Consider the following 21,954-nt stretch of genomic DNA (forward strand, 5'->3'; position numbering starts at 1 on the left):
ACGCATGAGTGCCGCTCCGCGCCGGCGGATGGTGCCCGCCTACCTGGCCACCGGCGGCCGCAGCCGCCCGGGCACCGAGGGCTTCGAGCGGCTGACCGTGCTGTTCGCCGACCGCTCCGACCGCGCCGAACCGCCGGCCGGACTCGAACCCGAACACCGCCGGCTCTGGGACCTGCTGCGCCCCGGGGCGCTGACCGTGGTGGAGGCCGCCGCGCACCTGCGCCTGCCGGTCAGTGCCACCGTCTTCCTCGCGGCCGATCTGGTCGAGGCGGGCTGCCTGCACGCCCGCGCGCCGATCCCGCGAGCCCAGCAGACCGACCGCTCCATCGTCGAGAGGCTCCTCGTTGGACTCCGTGCGCTCCGGTGACCGGGCAGGCTCGCCCGAAGGGCGGCCGAACCGGATCGGCTACCTGCCCGACCGGGACCAGACCCTGATGAAACTGGTGGTGGCCGGCCCGTTCGGGGTCGGCAAGACCACGCTGATCCGCACCCTCTCCGAGATCGCCACCCTGCACACCGAGGAGGCGATGACGGAGACCGGACGGCCAGTGGACGACCTGGCCGGCCTGCCCGAGAAGGCCACCACGACCGTGGCGGTGGACTTCGGCCGGCTCACCCTGCCGAGCAACGTCGTGCTCTACATGTTCGGTACCCCCGGCCAGCGCCGCTTCTTCCCGCTCTGGCAGGACATCGCGCGCGGCGCACTGGGCGCCCTGGTGCTCGCCGACACCCGCCGGCTGGCCGACTCCTTCGAAATCATGGACATGGTCGAGGAGCAGGGCCTGCCGTACGCCGTGGCGGTCAACCGCTTCCCGGACTCCCCGGACCACCCGGTCGAGGTGCTGCGCACCCACCTGGACCTGCACGCCGCCACCCCGCTGCTGCTCTGCGACGCCCGCGAGCGCGGAAGCAGCTTCGACGCGCTGATCGCCCTGGCGGAGCACGTCCTCGACACCCTGCCCGCCGCCGCCAGCGCCGCCACCGACACCACTGCCACCGACACCACTGCCACCACCACTGCCACCGCCGTCGCCGCCCAGGAGGGCCCGTGACCGTCGAGACCCGCCCGACCCCGATCTACGGCCCGGTCTTCGCCGCCGATCCGCAGCTGGTGTACGAGCGGCTGCGCGGCCACGGCGCCGTCGCCCCGGTCGAGATCGCGCCCGGCGTGGAGGCCCTGCTCGTCACCGACTACCAGGCGGCCCTGGACCTGCTGCGCGACACCGACACCTTCTCCAAGGACTCCCGCGCCTGGCAGCGGACCGTCCCCCCGGACTCGCCGCTGCTGCCGGTGCTCGGCTACCGCCCCACCGCCCTGTTCAGCGACGGCGCGACCCACGCCCGCTACCGCGCGGTGATCATCGACGCTCTCGCCCTGTTCGAGCCGCACCGGCTGCAGCGGCAGGTCGCGGAGGCGGCCCACCGGCTGATCGACCGGTTCGCGGCGGTCGGCCGCGCCGACCTGATCGCCGAGTACGCCCGGCAGCTGCCCGCCTTCGTGCTCACCACCTGGTTCGGCGTGCCCGAGGAGCAGCACGGCCGCGTGGTCGCCGCGATCACCGGGCTGATCGAGTCCACCGAACGGGCCGGCGCCGCCTACGGGGACCTCGTCGGGGTGGTCACCGCGATGGTCGCGGAGCGGCGCGAGCGCCCCCGGCACGACCTCGCCTCCTGGTTCACCACCCACCCGGTCGGGCTGGACGACGACGAGGTGATCCGGCAGATCACCCTGACCATGATCGCCGGGCACGAGCCGACCACCAACCTGATCGGCAACGCCCTGCTGCGCCTGCTCACCGACGCCCGCTACGCCGGTTCGCTGTTCGGCGGCGCGATGACCGCCCACCAGGCGATCGACGAGGTGCTCTGGCACGAACCGCCGCTGGCCAACCTCTCCGCCCACTACCCGCGCTACGACATCGTCTTCCACGGCCGGGAGATCAAGGCCGGCTCGCTGGTGCTGGTCTCGTACGCGGCCGCCAACTCCCAGGCGGCGCCGCCCACCGACGACGACGGCGCGCTCCGCAGCGGCGAGAGCGCCCACCTGGCCTGGGCGGCCGGCCCGCACGCCTGCCCGGCCCGCGACCCGGCCCTGCTGATCGCGATCACCGCGATCGAGCAGCTGGGCAGTCGGCTCAGCGACCTCGAACTCGCCACGCGGGCCGAGGAACTGCTCTGGCGCCCCGGCCCGTTCCACCGCGCCCTGGTGCACCTGCCGGTCCGCTTCGCCCCACTGGCCGGGTAGCCGGACAGCCCGACAGCCCGACAGTCCGGAGGCCGGCCAGCCCGAAGGCCCGGACGGTCACCGCCCGGTCCTTCCACCGGCCGTGCTGCTCAGTGCCACTCGGTGCTGCTCGGCGCCGCCCGGCGCTACTCGGCCGGCCGGAGCGTCAGCGAGACGCTGTTGATGCAGTACCGCTGGTCGGTCGGGGTGCCGTAGCCCTCGCCCTCGAAGACGTGCCCCAGGTGCCCGCCGCAGCGGGCGCAGCGCACCTCGACCCGGCGCATGCCGAGCGAGTCGTCCTCGATGTACTGGACCCGGTCCCCGGCCAGCGGCGCGTAGTACGAGGGCCAGCCGCAGTGGCTGTCGAACTTGGTCTCGGAGCTGAACAGCTCGGCCCCGCAGGCCCGGCAGCTGTAGACGCCGACCGTCTTGGTGTCGGTGTACTCGCCGGTGAACGGGCGCTCGGTGCCCGCCTCGCGGAGCACGTGGTACTCCTCGGGGCTGAGCTGGGCGCGCCACTCGGCCTCGGTCTTCTGGATCTCGTAGCTCATCACGACTCCCGCTCGGCTCGGATCAGACGTTGGAGGCAACGTTCGCGAGGTGCTTGAGAATTTCTGGCCCCAGGTTGGTGACGTCGCCCGCGCCCATGGTGAGCAGGAGGTCCCCCGGGCGGGCCAGGCCGGCCAGCAGGGCGGGGGCGGCCGCGAAGTCGTGCTCGGCGGTGACGTCGGCGCCGGCCCGGCGGGCGGCGTCGATGATCAGCTCGCTGGTGATGCCCGGGATCGGGTCCTCGCGGGCCGGGTAGATGTCCAGCACCACCGAGGCGTCGGCCAGCGCCAGAGCCTGGCCCATCTCCTCGGCGAGCTGCTGGGTCCGGCTGAACAGGTGCGGCTGGAACACCACCAGGACGCGGCCGGCGCCGTCCAGGCCCTCGCGGATCGCCTCCAGGTCGGCGGTCATCTCGGTCGGGTGGTGGGCGTAGGAGTCGATCACCTGCACGCCGGCCGCCTCGCCCTTGAGCTGCAGCCGGCGGCGCACGCCGGTGTAGGCGCCGATCGCCTTGGCCAGGTCGGCGGCGGGCACGCCCAGCGCGACACCGGCGGCCAGCGCGGCAACGGCGTTGTGGGCGTAGTGCCGGCCGGGGACGGAGACGGTGAAGGTCAGCTCGGAGCCGTCCAGCAGGACGGTGACCTCGCTGGTCATGCCGCGGGCGACCACGGACAGGACGCGCAGGTCGGCGTCCTCGGCCGAACCGACGGTCACCACGGTGAGCCCCTCGCGCCCGGCCACCCGGGAGGTCAGCTCGCGGGCGCCGTCGTGGTCGGCCGAGACCACCAGGGTGCCGCCGGGGGTGATCCGGGCGACGAAGGCCTCGAAGGACTCGTAGATCTCCTCGATCGAGGCGTAGTTGGCGTGGTGGTCCAGTTCCACGTTGAGCACGATCGCCACCTCGGGCGCGTACTTGTGGAAGCTGCGGTCGCTCTCGTCGGCCTCGGCGACGAAGATCTCGCCGTCGCCGTGGTGGGCGTTGGAGCCGGGCGCGTCGAGGTCGCCGCCGATCGCGTAGGACGGGTCCAGACCCAGTTCGCCGAGGGCGACGGCGAGCATGCTGGTGGTGGTGGTCTTGCCGTGGGTGCCGGCCACCGCCAGCGCCCGGCGGCCGCCCATCAGCGCGGCCAGCGCGTCGGAGCGGTGCACCACCGGGATGCCGCGCTCGTGGGCGGCGGCCAGCTCGGGGTTGTCGGCGCGGATGGCGCTGGAGACGACCACGCTGCTGGTGCCGTCCGGCACGTGCTCGGCGGCGTGGCCGACGTGCACCGTCGCGCCGAGGGCGCGCAGCGCGAGGACGGTCTCGGACTCCTTGGAGTCGCTGCCGGAGACGCTGGCGCCGCGCACTGCGAGGATCTTCGCCAGGCCGGACATCCCGGCGCCGCCGATGCCGATGAAGTGCGGGGCGTGCAGGTCGTGCGCGGCGTCGTTCAAGGCGTGGCTCCGTACGGGCGATGGGCCCCTCGCGCCCGGCGGCGGGCGGGGAGGGGATGGCGGGCAGGTGGGTCCGCGGTGCGCGGGAACGTGCGAACCGTCCCCGCGGGCGGGACCGCAAGGACGATTCTGCACCACGGGCGCGCGGAGCTAGGAGTCGCTGGCGAACAGCCTCAGCACCGGGACCCCCACCTTGTGCCGGGCCTGGGAGGCCCAGTCGCGGTGGAAGAACTCCTCCACGAAGTGCGGGGAGGTGAGCACCACCACCTCGTCCGCCCGGTGCTCCTCGACCACCGCGCGCAGCCGCTCCAGCGGCTTGTCCGCGACCAGTTCACCGACCGCCTCGGCCCCGGCCCGGCGCAGGTGGCGCAGGCTGTGCTCGAGCGATTCACCGGCCACGGTGGGGGCGCTCTCGGACTCGTCGTGCTCGCGCACCACCTTGTCGAGGTGGCCGAGGGCGACGTCGTCCAGCGCCCGGAGCAGTTCGTCCTGCTTGCCGCGCGGCTGCATCAGGACGACGAAGGACACCTTCTCGTCGCCGTGGAGCGTCGTGACGAGCTCCACGTCCGCGTCCGAGAGAGCCTTTTCGATCATCAGTACCGTCTTGAACACGTGAGTCCCTTCCAGTGGCCGGCCCCCGGGCCCCGGCATCGCATAACGGGATCACGATCGGGGGGTCACGGGGTCGTCCGAGCCCAGGTGACGCAGGTAGCGGGTGAAGAGGAATCCTTTCTGCTCGATCAATGAGACCAGCCGCATCCGTTGCACGTCAGGCATTTGCGCATCGCGGAGGATGCGCGGCGCGTCGCCGCCCGTGAGCAGCGGGGCCAGCGACAGGCACAGCTCGTCCACCACGTCCGCCGCCGCCAGCTGCCCGAGCAGCCGCGGGCCGCCCTCGGTCAGCAAGCGCGTCCAGCCCCGCTGCGCCAGGGCCGCCACGGCCGCCCGCATGTCCACCGACGTCCGCCCGGCCACCACCAGGTCGGCCACCTCGGCGACCGCCCGACGGCGCTCCTCGGCGGCGTCCTCCACGGTGATCACCACCGTGGGGACCATCGGCTCCGTGAACAGCGGCGCGCCCAGGTCGAAGTCCAGCGAGCGGCTGACGATGGCGATCGCCGGCGCCGGGGCCTGCCCCGCCGCCGCCCGGGCCGCCGCGAACTCCTTCCGGGCCCGGGCCGGCCGGTAGCCCTCCACACGGACCGTCTCGGCGCCCACCAGCACCACGTCCGCCAGGGCGCGCAGCACCCCGAAGATCCGCTTGTCACCGTCGCCGGACAGGCCCTCGGACTGGCCGTCGAGCCGCGCCGCGCCGTCCAGTCCGGCCACCATGTTGGCGCGCAGCCACGGGCGGCCCCGATTCACCTGGTCGGGGTACGCGTAGACGGCGGCGAGCGATTCCAGCGCGGCCGGATCGGCGACCGGCTCACCCAGCGGGCTGATCAACTGTTGCATGTCCTCAGTGTTCCACCGGGGCCGCCCGGAGGCGGTGCGAAGGCCGCGGGGACCAGGCGTACCCTCTACTGATGTGCCCGCAGCCTCCCACCCCGCCACCGCGACCGAGTCCATAGCCGCCGCGAGCCCCGCCGGCGACCCGATCGCACTCACCGAACGCCGCCCCGTCGTGCCCGCGGAGCGGCTGGTCGCCGAGATGGTCCCGCCGCCCCGGTTCGCCGACGTGAGCTTCGGCACGTACATCCCGGACCCGACCCAGCCCAGCCAGTACGAGGCCGTGCAGGTCCTGGAACAGTTCGCCGGCACCCTCGCGGGAGGAAACGGTTCCGCGCCCAAGCGCAGCTGGTTCCGCCGCTCCGCCCCCGCGCCCACCGGCCCGGCCGGGGTCTACCTCGACGGCGGCTACGGCGTCGGCAAGACCCACCTGCTCGCCTCGCTCTGGCACTCCGCCCCCGGGCCCAAGGCCTTCGGCACCTTCGTCGAACTGACCAACCTGGTCGGCGCGCTCGGCTTCCAGCAGGCCGTCCAGACCCTCTCCGGGCACAAGCTGCTCTGCATCGACGAGTTCGAGCTGGACGACCCGGGCGACACCGTGCTGGTCTCCACCCTCCTCGGCCGCCTGGTCGACAACGGCGTCAAGCTGTGCGCGACCTCGAACACCCTGCCGGAGAAGCTCGGCGAGGGCCGCTTCGCCGCCGCCGACTTCCTGCGCGAGATCCAGGGCCTGTCCGCGCACTTCCGCCCGATGCGGATCGACGGCCAGGACTACCGCCACCGCGGCCTGCCGGACGCCCCGCCGCCGTACCCCGACGAGACCGTCGAGGCCGTCGCCACCCGCACCCCCGGCGCCTCGCTCGACGACTTCGACACCCTGCTGGCCCACCTCTCCGCCGTCCACCCCAGCCGCTACGGCGCGCTGCTGGACGACGTCACCGCCGTCTGCCTGCGCGGCGTGCGCCAGGTCGACGACCAGTCCACCGCGCTGCGCCTGGTCGTCCTGGCCGACCGGATGTACGACCGCGAGCTCCCCATCACCGCCTCCGGCCTGCCCTTCGACCAGGTCTTCCCCGAGGACATGCTGCGCGGCGGCTACCGCAAGAAGTACCTGCGCGCCATCTCCCGTCTGGTCGCCCTGGCCCGGGACAGCGCGAAGAGCTGAGTCCGAAACCTTCGCCCCGGCCGCTCGTTGCCTGCTTGCGGGGCAGAAGGAGGGGCACATGGCCGGTGGCGGAGCCCGGGCGCGAAGTACGTGATCGAGATCGAGCCGGAGGTCCGGGAATGGCTCCGTGGCTGCTCGTCCGCCGAGTACCGGGCGGCCGAGCGGGCCGCCGACCGCCTCGCCGAGGACGGCGAGCTGCTGCCCTTCCCGCTGGCCAGCCACCTCGGCGGGCCGGTGCGAGAGCTGCGGATCGGACCGATGCGGATCACCTACTGGCTCGCCCCCGGGCGGCGGGCTGTGCTGCTGACGGTCTTCCGCAAGACTAGGAACCGCGAGACCGACGAGGTCGAGCGGGCTCACCGAGCCCAGAAGGTCTGCGAGGCCGAGCACGGGCCGGCCGGCGATCACCAGCTCTACGACAGGGACGAGGAGCAGCGATGAGCAGCGGCTACCACACCCGTTGGGTCGTGCCGTCGGAGCACCGCGAGAGCGAGGAGTACCGTGCGGCCGGGCGCCGGATGGCACTGGCCGAGGCCGTGTACGCCCGCCGCTCCGCGCTCGGGTGGACGCCGGCTGAACTCGCGGCGCGCGCCGGCATGGATGAGGAGACCGTCGAGAGCATCGAGGAGAGCGGGGTCGACCCGACCCTGCCGTTGATCGAGCGGCTCGCCGCGGCCTTCGACTCCGTGGTGCGCATCGACCCCGCCCAGGAGCCGACCATAAGGTTCGAGGCGCACGCGGCCTGACCCGAGCGGCACCGCTTGTCGGTGGTGGGTCGTACGGTGGATGCGTGCGTCCCATCACGAGTATTGAGCGGTCCGTGGCGCCTTTCGAGGTCGTCAGCCCCTTCCAGCCGAACGGTGACCAGCCGGCGGCGATCGCCGAGCTGGAGCGGCGCATCAGGGGAGGGGAGAAGGACGTCGTGCTGCTCGGTGCCACCGGCACCGGCAAGTCGGCCACCACGGCCTGGATGATCGAGAAGCTGCAGCGCCCCACCCTGGTGATGGCGCCGAACAAGACGCTGGCCGCGCAGCTGGCGAACGAGTTCCGCGAACTGCTGCCCAACAACGCGGTCGAGTACTTCGTCTCGTACTACGACTACTACCAGCCCGAGGCGTACGTCCCGCAGACGGACACCTACATCGAGAAGGACTCCTCGATCAACGAGGAGGTCGAGCGGCTGCGGCACTCGGCGACGAACTCGCTGCTCACCCGCCGCGACGTGATCGTGGTCGCCTCCGTCTCCTGCATCTACGGCCTCGGCACGCCGCAGGAGTACGTGGACCGGATGGTCCCGCTCAAGGTCGGCCAGGAGATCGACCGCGACGTGCTGCTGCGCCGCTTCGTGGACATCCAGTACGCGCGCAACGACGTGGCCTTCACCCGGGGCACCTTCCGGGTCCGCGGCGACACCATCGAGATCTTCCCGGTCTACGAGGAGCTCGCCGTCCGGATCGAGATGTTCGGCGACGAGATCGAGGCGCTCTACACCCTCCACCCGCTCACCGGCGAGATCATCAGCCAGGACGAGCAGATCTACGTCTTCCCCGCCTCGCACTACGTGGCCGGCCCCGAGCGCATGGAGCGGGCGATCACCGGCATCGAGCAGGAGCTGGAGCAGACGCTCGCCAAGCTGGAGAAGCAGGGCAAGCTGCTGGAGGCCCAGCGGCTGCGGATGCGCACCACCTACGACATCGAGATGCTGCGCCAGATCGGCACCTGCTCCGGCGTCGAGAACTACTCGATGCACTTCGACGGCCGCGAGCCCGGCTCCCCGCCGAACACCCTGCTGGACTACTTCCCGGAGGACTTCCTCCTGGTCATCGACGAGTCGCACGTCACCGTCCCGCAGATCGGCGCGATGTACGAGGGCGACGCCTCGCGCAAGCGCACCCTCGTCGAGCACGGGTTCCGGCTGCCGTCCGCGATGGACAACCGCCCGCTGAAGTGGGAGGAGTTCCTGGGGCGGATCGGCCAGACGGTCTACCTGTCGGCGACGCCCGGCCCGTACGAGTTGTCCCGCGGGGACGGCCAGGTCGAGCAGATCATCCGTCCGACCGGCCTGATCGACCCCGAGGTGGTCGTCAAGCCGACCGAGGGCCAGATCGACGACCTGGTGCACGAGGTCCGCAAGCGGGTCGAGCGGGACGAGCGCGTCCTGGTCACGACGCTGACCAAGAAGATGGCCGAGGACCTCACCGACTACATGCTCGGCCTGGACATCCGGGTCCGGTACCTGCACAGCGACGTGGACACCCTGCGCCGCGTCGAGCTGCTGCGCGAGCTGCGCGCGGGCCGGTACGACGTGCTGGTCGGCATCAACCTGCTGCGCGAGGGCCTGGACCTGCCCGAGGTGTCCCTGGTGGCGATCCTGGACGCCGACAAGGAGGGCTTCCTGCGCTCCGGCACGTCGCTCATCCAGACGATCGGCCGCGCCGCCCGCAACGTGTCCGGCCAGGTGCACATGTACGCGGACCGGATCACCCCCTCCATGGAGAAGGCGATCGAGGAGACCAACCGCCGCCGGGCCGTGCAGCAGGCCTACAACAAGAAGCACGGGATCGACCCGCAGCCGCTGCGCAAGAAGATCGGCGACATCCTGGACACCCTCGCCCGCGAGGACGTGGACACCGACCAGCTGCTCTCCACCGGCTACCGCGGCGCGGGCCAGAAGGCCGGCAAGGCCCCGGTGCCGATGCTCGGCTCGGACCGCAAGCCCGCCAAGTCGCTGCCGGCCGCTGAGCTGGCGGAGCTGATCCAGGAGATGACCGACCGGATGCACACGGCCGCCGCCGACCTCCAGTTCGAGGTGGCGGCGCGGCTGCGCGACGAGGTCAAGGAGCTGAAGAAGGAGCTGCGGCAGATGCGCGAGGCCGGTGTGGCGTGATCGGCGCCCCGGTCGGGCCGGGTCGCGCCGGTCGGGTCGCCGCTCTTCCCCCCGGCGCGGGGGGCAACCGCCCGGCGGTGTCTCATCCTTGCCACAAATCGGGTAACTCGGAGGAGTCGGGGGTGCCGCAGGGCCTAGGCTGGCCTGCGGCATCGCGCCTCCGGGACGGGGTGGCGGGCCGTCTTGCAGAGGGGGCCTCAGCCGGGGGACGGCGACGGGGTGTTCCACCGGGGAGCCGCGCGGATCTGACCGCGCGGTCGGCAGAGAGGACAACGTCGTGTCGGTGAATCTTGCCAAGGGGCAGCGGGTCAGTCTCCAGAAGGGCGCGGGCGACAGCCTGACCGTGGTCCGGATGGGGCTCGGCTGGCAGGCCGCCCCGAAGCGGGGCCTGTTCGGCGCCCGGACCAGGAAGATCGACCTGGACGCCTCGGCGCTGCTGTACGCCGAGCGGACCCCGTCTGACGTGGTGTTCTTCCAGCACCTGGAGTCGACCGACGGTTCGGTGCGGCACACCGGGGACAACCTGGAGGGCGGCTCCGGCGCCGAGGACGACGAGGCGATCCTGGTCGACCTGATGCACGTGCCGGCGCACATCACCCAGGTGGTGTTCACGGTCAGCTCGTACACCGGGCAGACCTTCGCCGAGGTGAGCCGGGCGCACTGCCGGCTGCTGGACGAGACCACCGGGGTGGAGCTGGCCCGGTACGAGCTGGCGGGCGGCGGGCCGCACACCGGGCAGATCATGGCGAAGGTGGTCCGGGACGGCAACGGCGGCTGGGAGATGCAGGCGATCGGGGCCCCGGCCAAGGGGCGGACCTTCCAGGACCTGCTGCCGGCGATCGAGCCGTTCCTCTAGGAGAGGCCCTTTACCTTCTTTACCTTTCCTTGCCTCCCCTGTTACTCTCGATGGCAGCGGAGGGGAGTATTCCTCGACAGCCGACCCCGTCATCACGGGTGCCCGTCGCGGCACCCCGGGGCGCTGGCCCAGCGGGCGGAAGAGACCTCCGGCAGTGACGATGACCGTCTCGCCTAGCTGCCGGAGGAGCAGTCATGGACGTTTCCGTAACCATGTGGGTCACCACGATCGGTGTGCTGATCGCACTGATCGCGGCCGACTTCTTCATCGGGGGCCGCAAGCCGCACGAGGTCTCGGTCAAGGAGGCCGGGATCTGGACGGCCGTCTGGGTCGTGCTGGCCGCGGTCTTCGGCGGGTTCCTCTGGTGGCACGCCGGCGGACAGCCGGCGGGCGAGTTCTTCGCCGGCTACATCACCGAGAAGTCGCTCAGCGTCGACAACCTCTTCGTGTTCATCCTGATCATGGGCAAGTTCGCGGTGCCCAGGGTCTACCAGCAGCGCGTGCTGATGTTCGGCGTGATCATCGCGCTGGTGCTCCGGGCGGTGTTCATCGCCGGCGGCGCGGCGCTGGTCGCGCAGTTCTCCTGGGTGTTCTTCATCTTCGGAGCCTTCCTGATCTGGACGGCCTGGAAGCTGATCAAGGAGGCCCGGGCCGAGGAGGAGGACGACGAGTTCGAGGAGAACCGACTGCTGAAGTCGATCACCCGGCGCTTCCCGTCGACCGACACCTACCACGGCACCAAGCTGTTCATCCGGGAGAACGGCCGCCGGCTGATCACCCCGATGCTGATCGTCATGCTGGCGATCGGCACGACGGACGTCCTGTTCGCCCTGGACTCGATCCCGGCCATCTTCGGCCTCACCCAGGACCCGTACATCGTCTTCACCGCCAACGCCTTCGCCCTGATGGGCCTGCGCCAGCTCTACTTCCTGATCGGCGGCCTGCTGAAGAAGCTGGTCCACCTGAGCTACGGCCTGTCCCTGATCCTCGGCTTCATCGGCGTCAAGCTGGTCCTGCACGCGGCGCATGAAGCCGGCGCCCACGTCCCGGAGATCGGCATCCCGCTCTCGCTCGGCTTCATCGTGGTGGTGCTGGCGGTGACCACGGTGACCAGCCTGATCGCCTCAAAGAAGCAGCAGGAGCAGGCCGAGCCCGAGAAGCTCGCCGCCTGACCGGAACCGAGCAGTTCGAGGCCCCGCCGCCGGATCGCGATCCGGCGGCGGGAGATGATCGGCGCATGAGCGGCGCCCCTGCGGACAGCAGGGTCGCGCAACTCGCCGAACGCCTACCAGCGTCGTTGGACGCGCTGACCGGGCCGGAGGGCGGCACGGTGGAGCTGCCGCTGCACCTGGGTTGGTCGGGACTGCGAGCCTTCGACCTCGACCGGCCCCGGCTGCGGATGGGTTTGTACCGGATCGTCCTCGCCGAAGGCATGCGGGATGACCTCATCCGCTACCTGAACTCGCGCCTGCTGGTGGAGCAGTGGCCGGCCCTGCGGACTCTGGTAGGTCCGGCGGTCCGCAGCGTCTGGGAGTCGGCGTTCGACGAGCTTGCAACTGCCGCCCAGGCCTGAGCGAGTTCGAGGCCCCGCCGCCGGATCGCGATCTGGCGGCGGGCTCAGTTCTGCGGGCGTCGACCGTACTCCGTGACCCAGCGTGAGCCGAGCAGCACGATGTCGGCAGTCTCGACCGGGCGGCTGGTGGCCTGATCGTAGTAGGTGCGCTCGATCGCCATCACCGGCACGGCGGGTGCGACGCCGAGTGCCTGGGCCTCGGAACGGCTGGCTTGACGAGCCGAGACCCGTTCGACCGGCATGCCGACCTCGATGCCGATGAGCGCCATCCGGTCAGCGACGCCCATCCCGGCGTGGGGCCCGGCCTCCGGCAGGACGATCAGGCTGCCGCCGGTGACGGCCATGGGCTCCCAGCTCTCGGCAAGCTGAGCGGGCTCGCCGTCGGCCAGGTAGACGTAGCTGGTGTGCATGACCGGATCGCCCGGCTGGATCTCCAGACGGGCTGCGATCCGCGCATCGGCGGCACGAGGCTGCGATTCGTGCCGCCAGGTGCCGACCACGCCCTGCCGGGCGAGGGCGGCCTCGGTAGGGGAGCCGTCGCCTGGGGCCACGCGCTGGCGCCGCACCAAAACGGCTGGCGGCTCCTGGGACTTGACGTAGTAGCCGGCGCCGGGACGCGCGAGGACGAGCCCCTCATCGATCAGTACGGCGTAGGCCCGCTGGACCACGCCGGTCGAGACCTTGTGCTCGCGCTGGAGTTCGCTGATGGACGGCATTCGATCGCCTGGCTGAAGTCGCCGGGAGGTGATGTGGCCGCGCAGGGCGTCCGCTACGTGCAGGTAAGAGGGTGTGTCGCTCACGCCTCGGCCTCCTCGCTCCGAATGGTGCGTTGCGGCTGACACCGTAACGCTCATGCGGCTACTCTATCGATACGACTCCACCGTGCCGATAAGGGGAACGTCGGTGCAGATCAGCATGCGTACGAGTCTGTTCAGGGCGTCTCTCGGTCAGGCTGCTGGGGCTCCCGTGCGAATCACCAAGGGAAAAGCGGGTCGGGTGCGGCTTTCGACGACCGCGCCGGCCGATACGTCGTCCACGCAGTGGAGAGAGGTGCTCGACATTCTCCGGTCCGGCTGCGAGTGGGGTTCCACCGACGCCACGGGTGAGGTCGTCGTCTGGGTCGAACTGGAGGACTTCAACATGATCGACATGGGTGCCTGGTCGTGACGGCTGCCGCCCGCAGGCCGGACCTGCCGACCGGCCTCGTGATCCGCTTCGACGTGGGCAGGGCCGGACGGTACGTCAGCGCCGAGTGCCAGCTCAAGGCCCATTGGGCCTGTCCCGGCGGAATCCGGGAGGTGTCCGGAGCCGTTGCCCTGGTGTGCCTTTGCATGGAGCCGTCGTGTGCGTGCGCTCGGCATCTCTCAGGATGGAAGCCGTGATCCGGGCCGGTCGGCTCCGGCTGGAGCCGACCGACCCGGGCGTCCTCACCAGCCGCGTTCGCGCCACTCCTCGAGGTGGGGGCGTTCGGTGCCGAGGGTGGTGTCGTTGCCGTGGCCGGGGTAGACCCAGGCTTCGTCGGGGAGGGCGTCGAAGAGCTTCTCGTTGACGTCCCGGAAGAGGGTCCTGAAGGCCTCCGGGTCGCCCCAGGTGTTGCCGACGCCGCCCGGGAAGAGGCAGTCGCCGGTGAAGACGTGGGGGTGGCCCTGGGGGTCGTCGTAGATGAGCGCGATCGCGCCCGGGGTGTGGCCGACGAGGTGGCGGACGGTCAGCTCGACCTCGCCGACCCGCAGCTTGGCGCCGTCCGCGAGGAGCAGTTCGGTGGGGACGTCGATGCCCTCGGCGTCGTACTCGCCGGCGGCGGTGCGGGCGCCGGTGGTGGCGACCACCTCGGCCAGTGCGCCCCAGTGGTCGTGGTGCCGGTGGGTGGTGACCACCGTCTCCAGGTCGTCCCCGACGGTCTCCAGCAGCACCGGGGCGTCGGCGGCCGCGTCGATCAGCAGCTGCTCGTCGGTGGCCCGGCAGCGCAGCAGGTAGGCGTTGTTGTCGTACGGGCCGACGGCCACCTTGGTGATGATCAGGTGGGCCAGCTCCCGCACGTCCGGCGGCCCGCCGACCTTGACCGCTCCGTGGTACGTCATGCGTCCGCTCCTCGATCGATTGCAGGGGTCAGGATCATCGTCCCGCCGTCAGCCGAGCGGGGGAAGCTGGGGGAGCGCGGCGTCGGGGGTGCGGCGCAGGTCCGCGCCGTCGGAGCGGCCGGAGAGCCAGGCGAGCAGGGCGCGGACGGTCCCCTGGACGGTCAGGGCGGGCTCGCCGGTGCCGATCAGGCCGCGGTCGCCGGTGTCCTCGGCGATCAGCTCGGCGGCGGGCAGACCGGTGCCGTCCAGTCGGAGGGCGAGCTTGTGGAACTCGGTGACGGCGAACTCCTGCGGCCAGTCGGCCGGGGTGTAGCCGGCGTCGAGGTCGACCAGGTGGTACTCGAGTTCGCAGAGGCGCTTCCAGGGGAGCTCGCAGGCCGGGAAGACCGCGCCGGAGCGGTGCCGCACCTCGGCGGCCCAGTCCTCGGCGGTCATCAGGGCGGCGGCCGCGGCGAAGCGCTCGTGGGACTCGCGCAGGTCGGCGAGCTGGGCGTCCAGCGGGCGACCGGCGCCGTCCTCGATGCCCTGGTCGCGGGCCTCCTCGCTGGGGTACTGGGGGATGTCGGTGCCGGTGCGGACGCCGGTCAGCAGGTTGACCAGGGAGTCGGCGTTGCGGGCGAGGTGGGCCAGCACGTGGCCGCGGGTCCAGCCGGGGAGCGCGGAGGGCTCGGTGACGGCGTCCGGCTTCACGCCCGAGACGGTGTCCAGCAGGCGCCGGGTGCCGTCCTGGACCAGGCCGAGGTGCTCGGCGGCTCGAGCGGCGGCGGAGTGCGGGTCGGTCATCGAATCTGCCTTCTGTGCGGGGCGGCGCGTTGCCCGGAGCGGGCTCCGCTCGTTGACCAGGCGACGCTACCGCCGAACCCGCGCTCTGAGCAGGGCCTTTTTCGGTCCGGGTGCGGACGGTCCGGGTGACGCTCTCACTCGTTCGGGTGGTCTCCACTGGACGAAGTCGATATTCGAACGTCTGAGCTATAGGCTGGCTGCCGCATCCTGGAAGAAGAACACCTCACACCGCAAGCCCTCTCGCCCCGGAGAAAGGCGCCAGAAGCAGTGGCCGACCGCCTCATCGTCCGCGGTGCTCGCGAGCACAACCTCAAGAACGTCTCGCTCGACCTGCCCCGCGACTCCCTCATCGTCTTCACGGGCCTCTCCGGCTCCGGCAAGTCCTCGCTCGCCTTCGACACGATCTTCGCCGAGGGCCAGCGCCGCTACGTCGAGTCGCTGTCGTCCTACGCCCGCCAGTTCCTCGGGCAGATGGACAAGCCCGACGTCGACTTCATCGAAGGCCTCTCCCCGGCCGTCTCGATCGACCAGAAGTCCACCAACCGCAACCCCCGGTCGACCGTCGGCACCATCACGGAGGTCTACGACTACCTGCGCCTGCTGTTCGCCCGGATCGGCAAGCCGCACTGTCCGCACTGCGGCCGCCCGATCGCCAAGCAGTCGCCGCAGGCGATCGTGGACAAGGTGCTGGAGCTCGCCGAGGGCACCCGGTTCCAGGTGCTCAGCCCCGTGGTGCGCGAGCGCAAGGGTGAGTTCGTCGACCTCTTCGCCGACCTCCAGTCCAAGGGCTACTCCCGCGCCCGGGTGGACGGCGAGACGGTCCAGCTCGCCGAGCCGCCGAAGCTGAAGAAGCAGGAGAAGCACACCGTCGAGGTGGTCATCGACCGCCTGACCGTCAAGGAGAGCGCCAAGCGGCGGCTCACCGACTCGGTGGAGACGGCCCTGCGGCTGTCCGGCGGGATGGTCGTGCTCGACTTCGTCGACCTCCCGGAGGGCGACCCGGAGCGCGAGCGGATGTACTCCGAGCACCTCTACTGCCCGTACGACGACGTGTCGTTCGAGGAGCTGGAGCCGCGCTCCTTCTCCTTCAACTCGCCGTTCGGCGCCTGCCCGGACTGCTCGGGCCTGGGCAACCGGATGGAGGTCGACGCGGAACTGGTCGTGCCGGACCCGGAGCGCTCGCTGGACGAGGGCGCGATCCACCCCTGGTCGGCCGGGCACGCCAAGGAGTACTTCCAGCGCCTGATCGACGCGCTCGCCGAGGAGCTCGGCTTCCGCACCGACATCCCCTGGGCCGGGCTGCCCGCCCGCGCCAAGAAGGCGCTGCTGTACGGCCACAAGCACCAGGTGCAGGTCCGCTACCGCAACCGCTTCGGCCGCGAGCGCTCGTACAGCACCGGCTTCGAGGGCGCGGTGCCGTTCATCCAGCGCCGGCACACCGAGGCGGAGAGCGACAGCAGCCGCGAGCGCTTCGAGGGCTACATGCGCGAGGTGCCCTGCCCGACGTGCCAGGGCACCCGACTCAAGCCGGTGGTGCTCGCGGTCACCGTCGAGGGCAGGTCGATCGCCGACGTCTCCTCGATGTCGATCAGCGACTGCGCCGAGTTCCTGGGCGCGATGCGGCTCAACGACCGGGACAAGCAGATCGCCGAGCGGGTCCTCAAGGAGGTCAACGAGCGGCTGCGCTTCCTGGTCGACGTCGGCCTGGACTACCTCTCCCTGGACCGCGCGGCCGGCACCCTGTCCGGCGGCGAGGCCCAGCGCATCCGGCTGGCCACCCAGATCGGCTCCGGCCTGGTCGGCGTGCTGTACGTGCTGGACGAGCCGTCCATCGGCCTGCACCAGCGGGACAACCACCGGCTGATCGAGACGCTGGTGCGGCTGCGGGACATCGGCAACACCCTGATCGTGGTCGAGCACGACGAGGACACCATCAAGACCGCGGACTGGGTGGTGGACATCGGCCCGGGCGCCGGCGAGCACGGCGGCAAGGTGGTGCACTCCGGTTCGCTGAAGCAGCTGCTCGGCAACAAGGAGTCACTGACCGGCCAGTACCTCTCCGGCAAGCGGTCCATCCCGATCCCGGCCGCCCGGCGCGACCGGGACAGGAAGCGCCAGTTGACCGTCCACGGCGCCCGCGAGCACAACCTCAAGGACGTCACGGTCGGCTTCCCGCTCGGCACCCTGACCGCGATCACCGGCGTCTCCGGCTCCGGCAAGTCGACGCTGGTCAACGACATCCTCTACACCCACCTCGCCCGGGAGCTGAACGGCGCCCGCAGCGTGCCCGGCCGGCACACCCGGATCACCGGCACCGACCTGGTGGACAAGGTGGTCCACGTCGACCAGTCGCCGATCGGCCGCACCCCGCGGTCCAACCCGGCGACCTACACCGGGGTGTTCGACCACGTCCGCCGGCTCTTCGCGGAGACGCAGGAGGCCAAGGTCCGCGGCTACCTGCCCGGCCGGTTCTCCTTCAACGTCAAGGGCGGCCGCTGCGAGAACTGCACCGGCGACGGCACCATCAAGATCGAGATGAACTTCCTGCCGGACGTCTACGTGCCGTGCGAGGTCTGCCACGGCGCCCGGTACAACCGGGAGACGCTGGAGGTGCACTACAAGGGCAAGTCCATCGCCGAGGTGCTGGACATGCCGATCGAGGAGGCGCTGTCCTTCTTCGAGGCCGTCCCGGCGATCGCCCGCCACCTCAGGACGCTCAACGACGTCGGCCTCGGCTACGTCCGGCTCGGCCAGTCCGCGCCGACGCTCTCCGGCGGCGAGGCGCAGCGCGTCAAGCTCGCCTCGGAGCTGCAGAAGCGCTCCACCGGGCGGACGGTCTACGTGCTGGACGAGCCCACCACCGGTCTGCACTTCGAGGACATCAGCAAGCTGATCAAGGTGCTCAGCGGGCTGGTCGACAAGGGGAACACGGTGATCGTCATCGAGCACAACCTCGATGTGATCAAGACCGCCGACTGGGTCGTCGACATGGGCCCCGAGGGCGGCTCCGGCGGCGGCACGGTGGTCGCCGAGGGCACCCCGGAGCAGATCGCGGCCGTCGCGGAGAGCCACACCGGCAAGTTCCTGCGGGACATCCTGCCGGGCGACTTCGCGGACGCCCCGGTCGCCGCTCCCGCCAAGAAGGCGCCGCGCAAGCGGGCCGCCGCCAAGAAGTAGTCCGCACCGCGCCCCGCCGCTCCCACGCTGGGAGCGGCGGGGCGCGTGCCGCATAGACTTCCGTCGGCCCACCAGCCGGGGCCCGTCCCACAGCCGAACCCGCCAGGAGCGCACCGATGTCCGAGGCCCCCGAGACCAGCCCCGCCACCTCCCGCCGCACCCTGCTCTGCGGGGCCGCCGCCGTCCTGGCGGCCGGCGGCGCGGTGACCGTCACCGGCTGCGGCTCCTCCTCCGGTTCGTCCGGCTCCTCGGGCTCCGGCAGCGCCGCCAAGGGCCCGGTGGACCTCGGTCCGGCCTCGGCCGTCCCGGAGGGTGGCGGCACGGTCTTCCGGGAGCAGAAGATCGTGATCACCCAGCCGACCGCCGGCCAGTACAAGGCCTTCAGCGCCAAGTGCACCCACGCCGGCTGCATCGTGGACCAGGTCAAGAACGCCCAGATCCAGTGCCCCTGCCACGGCAGCCGGTTCGGCATCACCGACGGCGCGGTGCAGGACGGTCCGGCCCCCAGCCCGCTGCCCGCCTACACCGTCACGGTCGACGGCGGGAACCTCAAGGTCACCCCGAGCTGACGCAGTTGAGCGCCTTCCCTCCGATCCCGTCCGCTCCGATCCCGTCCGCTCCGATCCCGTCCGCTCCGATCCCATCCGCTCCGATCCCGTCCGCTCCGATCCCCTCCCCTTCGATCCCGTCCCCGCGGCCGCGACCGCAATCGGTACGGTGGACCCATGGCTGACCCGAGCACCTACCGCCCGGCGCCGGGCGCGATCCCGACCTCCCCGGGCGTCTACAAGTTCCGTGACGCCCACGGCCGGGTCATCTACGTCGGCAAGGCCAAGAGCCTGCGGCCGCGCCTGTCGTCCTACTTCCAGGACCTGGCCGGCCTGCACCCGCGCACCGCGACCATGGTCACCACCGCCGCCTCGGTGGAGTGGACCGTCGTCGCCACCGAGGTCGAGGCGCTCCAGCTGGAGTACTCCTGGATCAAGGAGTTCGACCCGCGGTTCAACGTCAAGTACCGCGACGACAAGAGCTATCCGGAACTCGCCGTCACCCTCAACGAGGAGTTCCCGAGGGTCCAGGTGATGCGCGGGGCGCACAAGAAGGGCGTGCGCTACTTCGGCCCGTACGGGCACGCCTGGGCGATCCGCGAGACGGTCGACCTGCTGCTGCGCGTCTTCCCCGTCCGCACCTGCTCCAACGGCGTGTTCAAGCGCGCCCGGCAGGTCGGCCGGCCCTGCCTGCTGGGCTACATCGGCAAGTGCGCGGCGCCCTGTGTCGGCAAGGTCACGGCGGACGAACACCGGGCGCTGGCCGAGGACTTCTGCGACTTCATGGCCGGGCGCACCGGAAACTACCTGCGCCGGCTGGAGGAGCAGATGCAGGAGGCCGCCGCCGACCTGGAGTACGAGCGGGCGGCACGGCTCCGGGACGACATCGGCGCCCTCAAGCGCGCGATGGAGAAGAACGCCATCGTGCTCGCCGACGCCACCGACGCCGACCTGCTGGCCCTCGCCGAGGACGAACTCGAGGCGGCCGTGCAGATCTTCCACGTCCGCGGCGGCCGGGTGCGCGGCCAGCGCGGCTGGGTCACCGACAAGGTCGAGGACGTGGACACTGCCGGCCTGGTCGAGCACGCCCTCCAGCAGCTCTACGGCGGCGGCGAGTCCGTCCCGCGCGAGGTGCTGGTCCCGGCCGTGCCCGAACCCGCGGGCCCGATAAGGGAGTGGCTCAGCGGCCTGCGCGGCAGCCAGGTCGACCTGCGCATCCCGCAGCGCGGCGACAAGAAGGACCTGATGGCCACCGTGCAGCGCAACGCCCAGCACGCGCTGGCACTGCACAAGACCAAGCGCGCCTCCGACCTCACCACCCGCAGCCGCGCCCTCCAGGAGATCGCCGACGCGCTGGAGCTGGACTCCGTCCCGCTGCGCATCGAGTGCTACGACATCTCCCACCTCCAGGGCGAGGACGTGGTCGCCTCCATGGTCGTCTTCGAGGACGGCCTGGCCCGCAAGAGCGAGTACCGGCGCTTCCAGATCAGGGGCTTCGAGGGCCAGGACGACGTCCGCTCGATGCACGAGGTGATCGGCCGCCGCTTCCGCCGCTACCTCCAGGAGCGCGAGCAGACCGGCGAGTGGGCCGTCCCCGAGGAGGACGAGCCCGGCGCCCCCGAGCCGGTCGCCGGCGCCCGGGACGAGGAGGGCCGCCCCAAGCGCTTCGCCTACCCGCCGCAGCTGCTGGTGGTCGACGGCGGTCAGCCGCAGGTCGCCGCCGCCAAGCGGGCCCTGGACGAACTCGGCATCGACGACGTCGCGCTCTGCGGCCTGGCCAAGCGGCTGGAGGAGGTCTGGCTGCCCGGCGAGGACGACCCGGTGGTGCTGCCGCGCTCCAGTGAGGGCCTCTACCTGCTCCAGCGGATCCGCGACGAGGCCCACCGCTTCGCGATCGGCTACCAGCGCACCAAGCGTTCCAAACGACTCACCGCCGGGGAACTGGACTCCGTCCCGGGCCTCGGCGAGACTCGCCGCCAGGCGCTGCTCAAGCACTTCGGCTCGCTGAAGAAGCTCCGGGCCGCCACCGTCGACGAACTCTGCGCGGTCCCCGGCATCGGACGCCGCACCGCGGAGACTGTTGCGGCGGCGTTGTCCTCCCGTACACCCGCCGCACCCGCGGTCAACACCGCGACCGGCGAGATCATCGAGGACGGGGCCGACCAGGTCGCCGAGCCGGTGGCCGCAGCACCCCAGACCGCACCATCCCAGGAGACGCCATGACGGCCGACGCCGCCCGTCCGCCGGCGCGCCCCGATCCCGCCCGCCTGTCCGCGGCGGGGAAGGGCGGCCGTGCCCTGCGCGTTCTCCCCAGCAGAAAGACCGAGAGCGGGGAACCGAAGTGACCGTGTCAGACGTGGCCGAGAACGCGCCGGAGCTGGTGATCATCTCCGGCATGTCCGGAGCCGGCCGCTCCACCGCCGCGAAGTGCCTGGAGGACCTCGGCTGGTTCGTGGTGGACAACCTGCCGCCGGCCCTGATCCCCACCATGGTCGACCTGGGCGCCCGCTCCCAGGGCAACGTCGCCCGGATCGGCGTGGTCGTGGACGTCCGCGGCCGCCAGTTCTTCGACGACCTGCTCACCTCGCTGGACGAGTTGGAGAAGCGCGGCGTCCGCCTCCGGGTGGTCTTCCTGGACTCCTCCGACGAGGCGCTGGTCCGCCGCTTCGAGAGTGTGCGCCGCCCGCACCCGCTGCAAGCCGACGGCCGGATCGTGGACGGCATCGCCCAGGAGCGGGACCTGCTGCGCGACCTGCGCGGCGAGGCCGACCTGGTGATCGACACCTCCAACCTCAACGTGCACCAGCTGCGCGCCAAGCTGGACGCCCAGTTCGCCGACCACGACGAGCCCGAACTGCGCGCCACCGTGATGTCCTTCGGCTTCAAGTACGGCCTGCCGGTCGACGCCGACCTCGTGGTGGACTGCCGCTTCCTGCCCAACCCGCACTGGGTGCCGGAGCTGCGGGCCCGCACCGGCACCGACGCGGACGTCGCCGACTACGTCTTCCAGCAGCCCGGTGCCAACGAGTTCCTGAACGGCTACGCCGAGCTACTCCGGATCGTTACCGAGGGCTACCGCCGCGAGGGGAAGCGCTACATGACGCTTGCCGTAGGCTGCACCGGTGGCAAGCACCGGAGCGTCGCCATGTCCGAGCGTCTGACCAAGCGTCTCATCGCCGACGGAGTCGAGACGGTGCTCGTCCACCGTGACATGGGACGGGAGTAACC

Annotated in this window: 21 protein-coding genes; 14 read left to right on the top strand and 7 right to left on the bottom strand. The window is 71.4% G+C overall.

What is annotated here, in order from left to right; translation table 11 throughout:
* The first annotated feature begins 4 nt into the window (after positions 1 to 4).
* From ACZ4WV_RS26490 to ACZ4WV_RS26500, 3 genes are read left to right on the top strand one after another with little or no spacing between them, the layout of a single operon-like run.
* Positions 5 to 367, top strand: a complete 363-nt coding sequence (locus tag ACZ4WV_RS26490) for a DUF742 domain-containing protein (RefSeq protein ID WP_465750871.1) — start codon at positions 5 to 7, stop codon at positions 365 to 367.
* Positions 345 to 1,052: a GTP-binding protein gene (locus ACZ4WV_RS26495; RefSeq protein WP_465750873.1), complete on the top strand. Its 708-nt coding sequence runs from the start codon at positions 345 to 347 to the stop codon at positions 1,050 to 1,052. The genes ACZ4WV_RS26490 and ACZ4WV_RS26495 overlap by 23 nt, the downstream gene beginning before the upstream one ends.
* Positions 1,049 to 2,245, top strand: a complete 1,197-nt coding sequence (locus tag ACZ4WV_RS26500; protein WP_465750875.1) for a cytochrome P450 — start codon at positions 1,049 to 1,051, stop codon at positions 2,243 to 2,245. The genes ACZ4WV_RS26495 and ACZ4WV_RS26500 overlap by 4 nt, the downstream gene beginning before the upstream one ends.
* A 125-nt stretch (positions 2,246 to 2,370) precedes the next feature.
* Here ACZ4WV_RS26500 and msrB read toward each other — a convergent pair whose 3' ends face one another.
* From msrB to ACZ4WV_RS26520, 4 genes are all read right to left on the bottom strand, one after another.
* On the bottom strand, positions 2,371 to 2,775 hold the full coding sequence (gene msrB / locus ACZ4WV_RS26505; protein WP_465750877.1) for a peptide-methionine (R)-S-oxide reductase MsrB: 405 nt from the start codon (positions 2,773 to 2,775) through the stop codon (positions 2,371 to 2,373).
* Between the two features lie 22 nt (positions 2,776 to 2,797).
* Positions 2,798 to 4,186: a UDP-N-acetylmuramate--L-alanine ligase gene (gene murC / locus ACZ4WV_RS26510; RefSeq protein ID WP_465750911.1), complete on the bottom strand. Its 1,389-nt coding sequence runs from the start codon at positions 4,184 to 4,186 to the stop codon at positions 2,798 to 2,800.
* Between the two features lie 171 nt (positions 4,187 to 4,357).
* The gene (locus ACZ4WV_RS26515) at positions 4,358 to 4,819 is read right to left on the bottom strand and encodes an indole-3-glycerol phosphate synthase (RefSeq protein ID WP_350743251.1); all 462 of its coding nucleotides are present in this window, start codon (positions 4,817 to 4,819) and stop codon (positions 4,358 to 4,360) included.
* A gap of 51 nt (positions 4,820 to 4,870) precedes the next feature.
* Positions 4,871 to 5,662: a pyrimidine reductase family protein gene (locus ACZ4WV_RS26520; RefSeq protein WP_465750880.1), complete on the bottom strand. Its 792-nt coding sequence runs from the start codon at positions 5,660 to 5,662 to the stop codon at positions 4,871 to 4,873.
* Between the two features lie 112 nt (positions 5,663 to 5,774).
* Here ACZ4WV_RS26520 and zapE point away from each other — a divergent pair, with 112 nt between their 5' ends.
* The 7 genes from zapE to ACZ4WV_RS26555 all read left to right on the top strand — a co-directional run bounded on the left by zapE (position 5,775) and on the right by ACZ4WV_RS26555 (position 12,137).
* The gene (gene zapE, locus ACZ4WV_RS26525) at positions 5,775 to 6,821 is read left to right on the top strand and encodes a cell division protein ZapE (RefSeq protein ID WP_465750913.1); all 1,047 of its coding nucleotides are present in this window, start codon (positions 5,775 to 5,777) and stop codon (positions 6,819 to 6,821) included.
* A gap of 90 nt (positions 6,822 to 6,911) precedes the next feature.
* On the top strand, positions 6,912 to 7,262 hold the full coding sequence (locus ACZ4WV_RS26530) for a type II toxin-antitoxin system RelE/ParE family toxin (protein WP_465750881.1): 351 nt from the start codon (positions 6,912 to 6,914) through the stop codon (positions 7,260 to 7,262).
* Positions 7,259 to 7,567 (top strand): helix-turn-helix domain-containing protein, encoded by a 309-nt coding sequence (locus ACZ4WV_RS26535; protein WP_465750883.1) that lies wholly within the window; start codon positions 7,259 to 7,261, stop codon positions 7,565 to 7,567. Before ACZ4WV_RS26530 ends, ACZ4WV_RS26535 begins: the two co-directional genes overlap by 4 nt.
* 44 nt (positions 7,568 to 7,611) lie before the next feature.
* A complete protein-coding gene (gene uvrB / locus ACZ4WV_RS26540) occupies positions 7,612 to 9,708 on the top strand; it encodes an excinuclease ABC subunit UvrB (RefSeq protein WP_465750885.1) in 2,097 nt (698 codons plus the stop codon).
* A 277-nt stretch (positions 9,709 to 9,985) separates the two neighbouring features.
* On the top strand, positions 9,986 to 10,564 hold the full coding sequence (locus tag ACZ4WV_RS26545; protein WP_465750887.1) for a TerD family protein: 579 nt from the start codon (positions 9,986 to 9,988) through the stop codon (positions 10,562 to 10,564).
* 194 nt (positions 10,565 to 10,758) lie between these two features.
* The gene (locus ACZ4WV_RS26550) at positions 10,759 to 11,736 is read left to right on the top strand and encodes a TerC family protein (protein ID WP_465750889.1); all 978 of its coding nucleotides are present in this window, start codon (positions 10,759 to 10,761) and stop codon (positions 11,734 to 11,736) included.
* 65 nt (positions 11,737 to 11,801) lie between these two features.
* Positions 11,802 to 12,137, top strand: coding sequence for a transcriptional regulator (locus ACZ4WV_RS26555; protein WP_465750890.1), 336 nt, complete (start codon positions 11,802 to 11,804; stop codon positions 12,135 to 12,137).
* Between the two features lie 44 nt (positions 12,138 to 12,181).
* On the opposite strand, the gene ACZ4WV_RS26560 is transcribed toward ACZ4WV_RS26555, so the two are convergent.
* The 3 genes from ACZ4WV_RS26560 to ACZ4WV_RS26570 all read right to left on the bottom strand — a co-directional run bounded on the left by ACZ4WV_RS26560 (position 12,182) and on the right by ACZ4WV_RS26570 (position 15,001).
* On the bottom strand, positions 12,182 to 12,937 hold the full coding sequence (locus ACZ4WV_RS26560) for a GntR family transcriptional regulator (protein WP_465750892.1): 756 nt from the start codon (positions 12,935 to 12,937) through the stop codon (positions 12,182 to 12,184).
* Between the two features lie 627 nt (positions 12,938 to 13,564).
* The gene (locus tag ACZ4WV_RS26565; protein WP_465750894.1) at positions 13,565 to 14,218 is read right to left on the bottom strand and encodes an MBL fold metallo-hydrolase; all 654 of its coding nucleotides are present in this window, start codon (positions 14,216 to 14,218) and stop codon (positions 13,565 to 13,567) included.
* A gap of 48 nt (positions 14,219 to 14,266) precedes the next feature.
* Complete coding sequence (locus tag ACZ4WV_RS26570) at positions 14,267 to 15,001, bottom strand: maleylpyruvate isomerase family mycothiol-dependent enzyme (protein WP_465750896.1); 735 nt, start codon at positions 14,999 to 15,001, stop codon at positions 14,267 to 14,269.
* Positions 15,002 to 15,268: 267 nt separating this feature from the next.
* On the opposite strand from ACZ4WV_RS26570, the gene uvrA reads away from it, so the two are divergent.
* From uvrA to rapZ, 4 genes are all read left to right on the top strand, one after another.
* On the top strand, positions 15,269 to 18,178 hold the full coding sequence (gene uvrA, locus ACZ4WV_RS26575) for an excinuclease ABC subunit UvrA (protein ID WP_465750898.1): 2,910 nt from the start codon (positions 15,269 to 15,271) through the stop codon (positions 18,176 to 18,178).
* Positions 18,179 to 18,294: 116 nt separating this feature from the next.
* Positions 18,295 to 18,747, top strand: a complete 453-nt coding sequence (locus ACZ4WV_RS26580) for a Rieske (2Fe-2S) protein (RefSeq protein WP_465750900.1) — start codon at positions 18,295 to 18,297, stop codon at positions 18,745 to 18,747.
* 156 nt (positions 18,748 to 18,903) lie between these two features.
* Positions 18,904 to 20,949 carry an excinuclease ABC subunit UvrC gene (gene uvrC / locus ACZ4WV_RS26585; protein ID WP_465750902.1) on the top strand — a complete coding sequence of 682 codons (2,046 nt, stop codon included), beginning with the start codon at positions 18,904 to 18,906 and terminating at the stop codon, positions 20,947 to 20,949.
* Positions 20,950 to 21,067: 118 nt separating this feature from the next.
* Positions 21,068 to 21,952, top strand: coding sequence for an RNase adapter RapZ (gene rapZ, locus ACZ4WV_RS26590; RefSeq protein WP_270143324.1), 885 nt, complete (start codon positions 21,068 to 21,070; stop codon positions 21,950 to 21,952).
* Positions 21,953 to 21,954: the final 2 nt, after the last annotated feature.

The organism is Kitasatospora sp. NPDC029312, from assembly GCF_055569215.1.

What these genes read in the sequence shown, in the direction of transcription:
- ACZ4WV_RS26490 (WP_465750871.1), top strand. Translation starts at nt 5, where the DNA reads ATGAGTGCCGCTCCGCGCCGGCGGATGGTGCCCGCCTACCTGGCCACC.
- msrB (WP_465750877.1), bottom strand. Translation starts at nt 2,775, where the DNA reads ATGAGCTACGAGATCCAGAAGACCGAGGCCGAGTGGCGCGCCCAGCTC.
- ACZ4WV_RS26520 (WP_465750880.1), bottom strand. Translation starts at nt 5,662, where the DNA reads ATGCAACAGTTGATCAGCCCGCTGGGTGAGCCGGTCGCCGATCCGGCC.
- ACZ4WV_RS26535 (WP_465750883.1), top strand. Translation starts at nt 7,259, where the DNA reads ATGAGCAGCGGCTACCACACCCGTTGGGTCGTGCCGTCGGAGCACCGC.
- ACZ4WV_RS26550 (WP_465750889.1), top strand. Translation starts at nt 10,759, where the DNA reads ATGGACGTTTCCGTAACCATGTGGGTCACCACGATCGGTGTGCTGATC.
- ACZ4WV_RS26555 (WP_465750890.1), top strand. Translation starts at nt 11,802, where the DNA reads ATGAGCGGCGCCCCTGCGGACAGCAGGGTCGCGCAACTCGCCGAACGC.
- ACZ4WV_RS26565 (WP_465750894.1), bottom strand. Translation starts at nt 14,218, where the DNA reads ATGACGTACCACGGAGCGGTCAAGGTCGGCGGGCCGCCGGACGTGCGG.
- ACZ4WV_RS26570 (WP_465750896.1), bottom strand. Translation starts at nt 15,001, where the DNA reads ATGACCGACCCGCACTCCGCCGCCGCTCGAGCCGCCGAGCACCTCGGC.
- ACZ4WV_RS26580 (WP_465750900.1), top strand. Translation starts at nt 18,295, where the DNA reads ATGTCCGAGGCCCCCGAGACCAGCCCCGCCACCTCCCGCCGCACCCTG.
- uvrC (WP_465750902.1), top strand. Translation starts at nt 18,904, where the DNA reads ATGGCTGACCCGAGCACCTACCGCCCGGCGCCGGGCGCGATCCCGACC.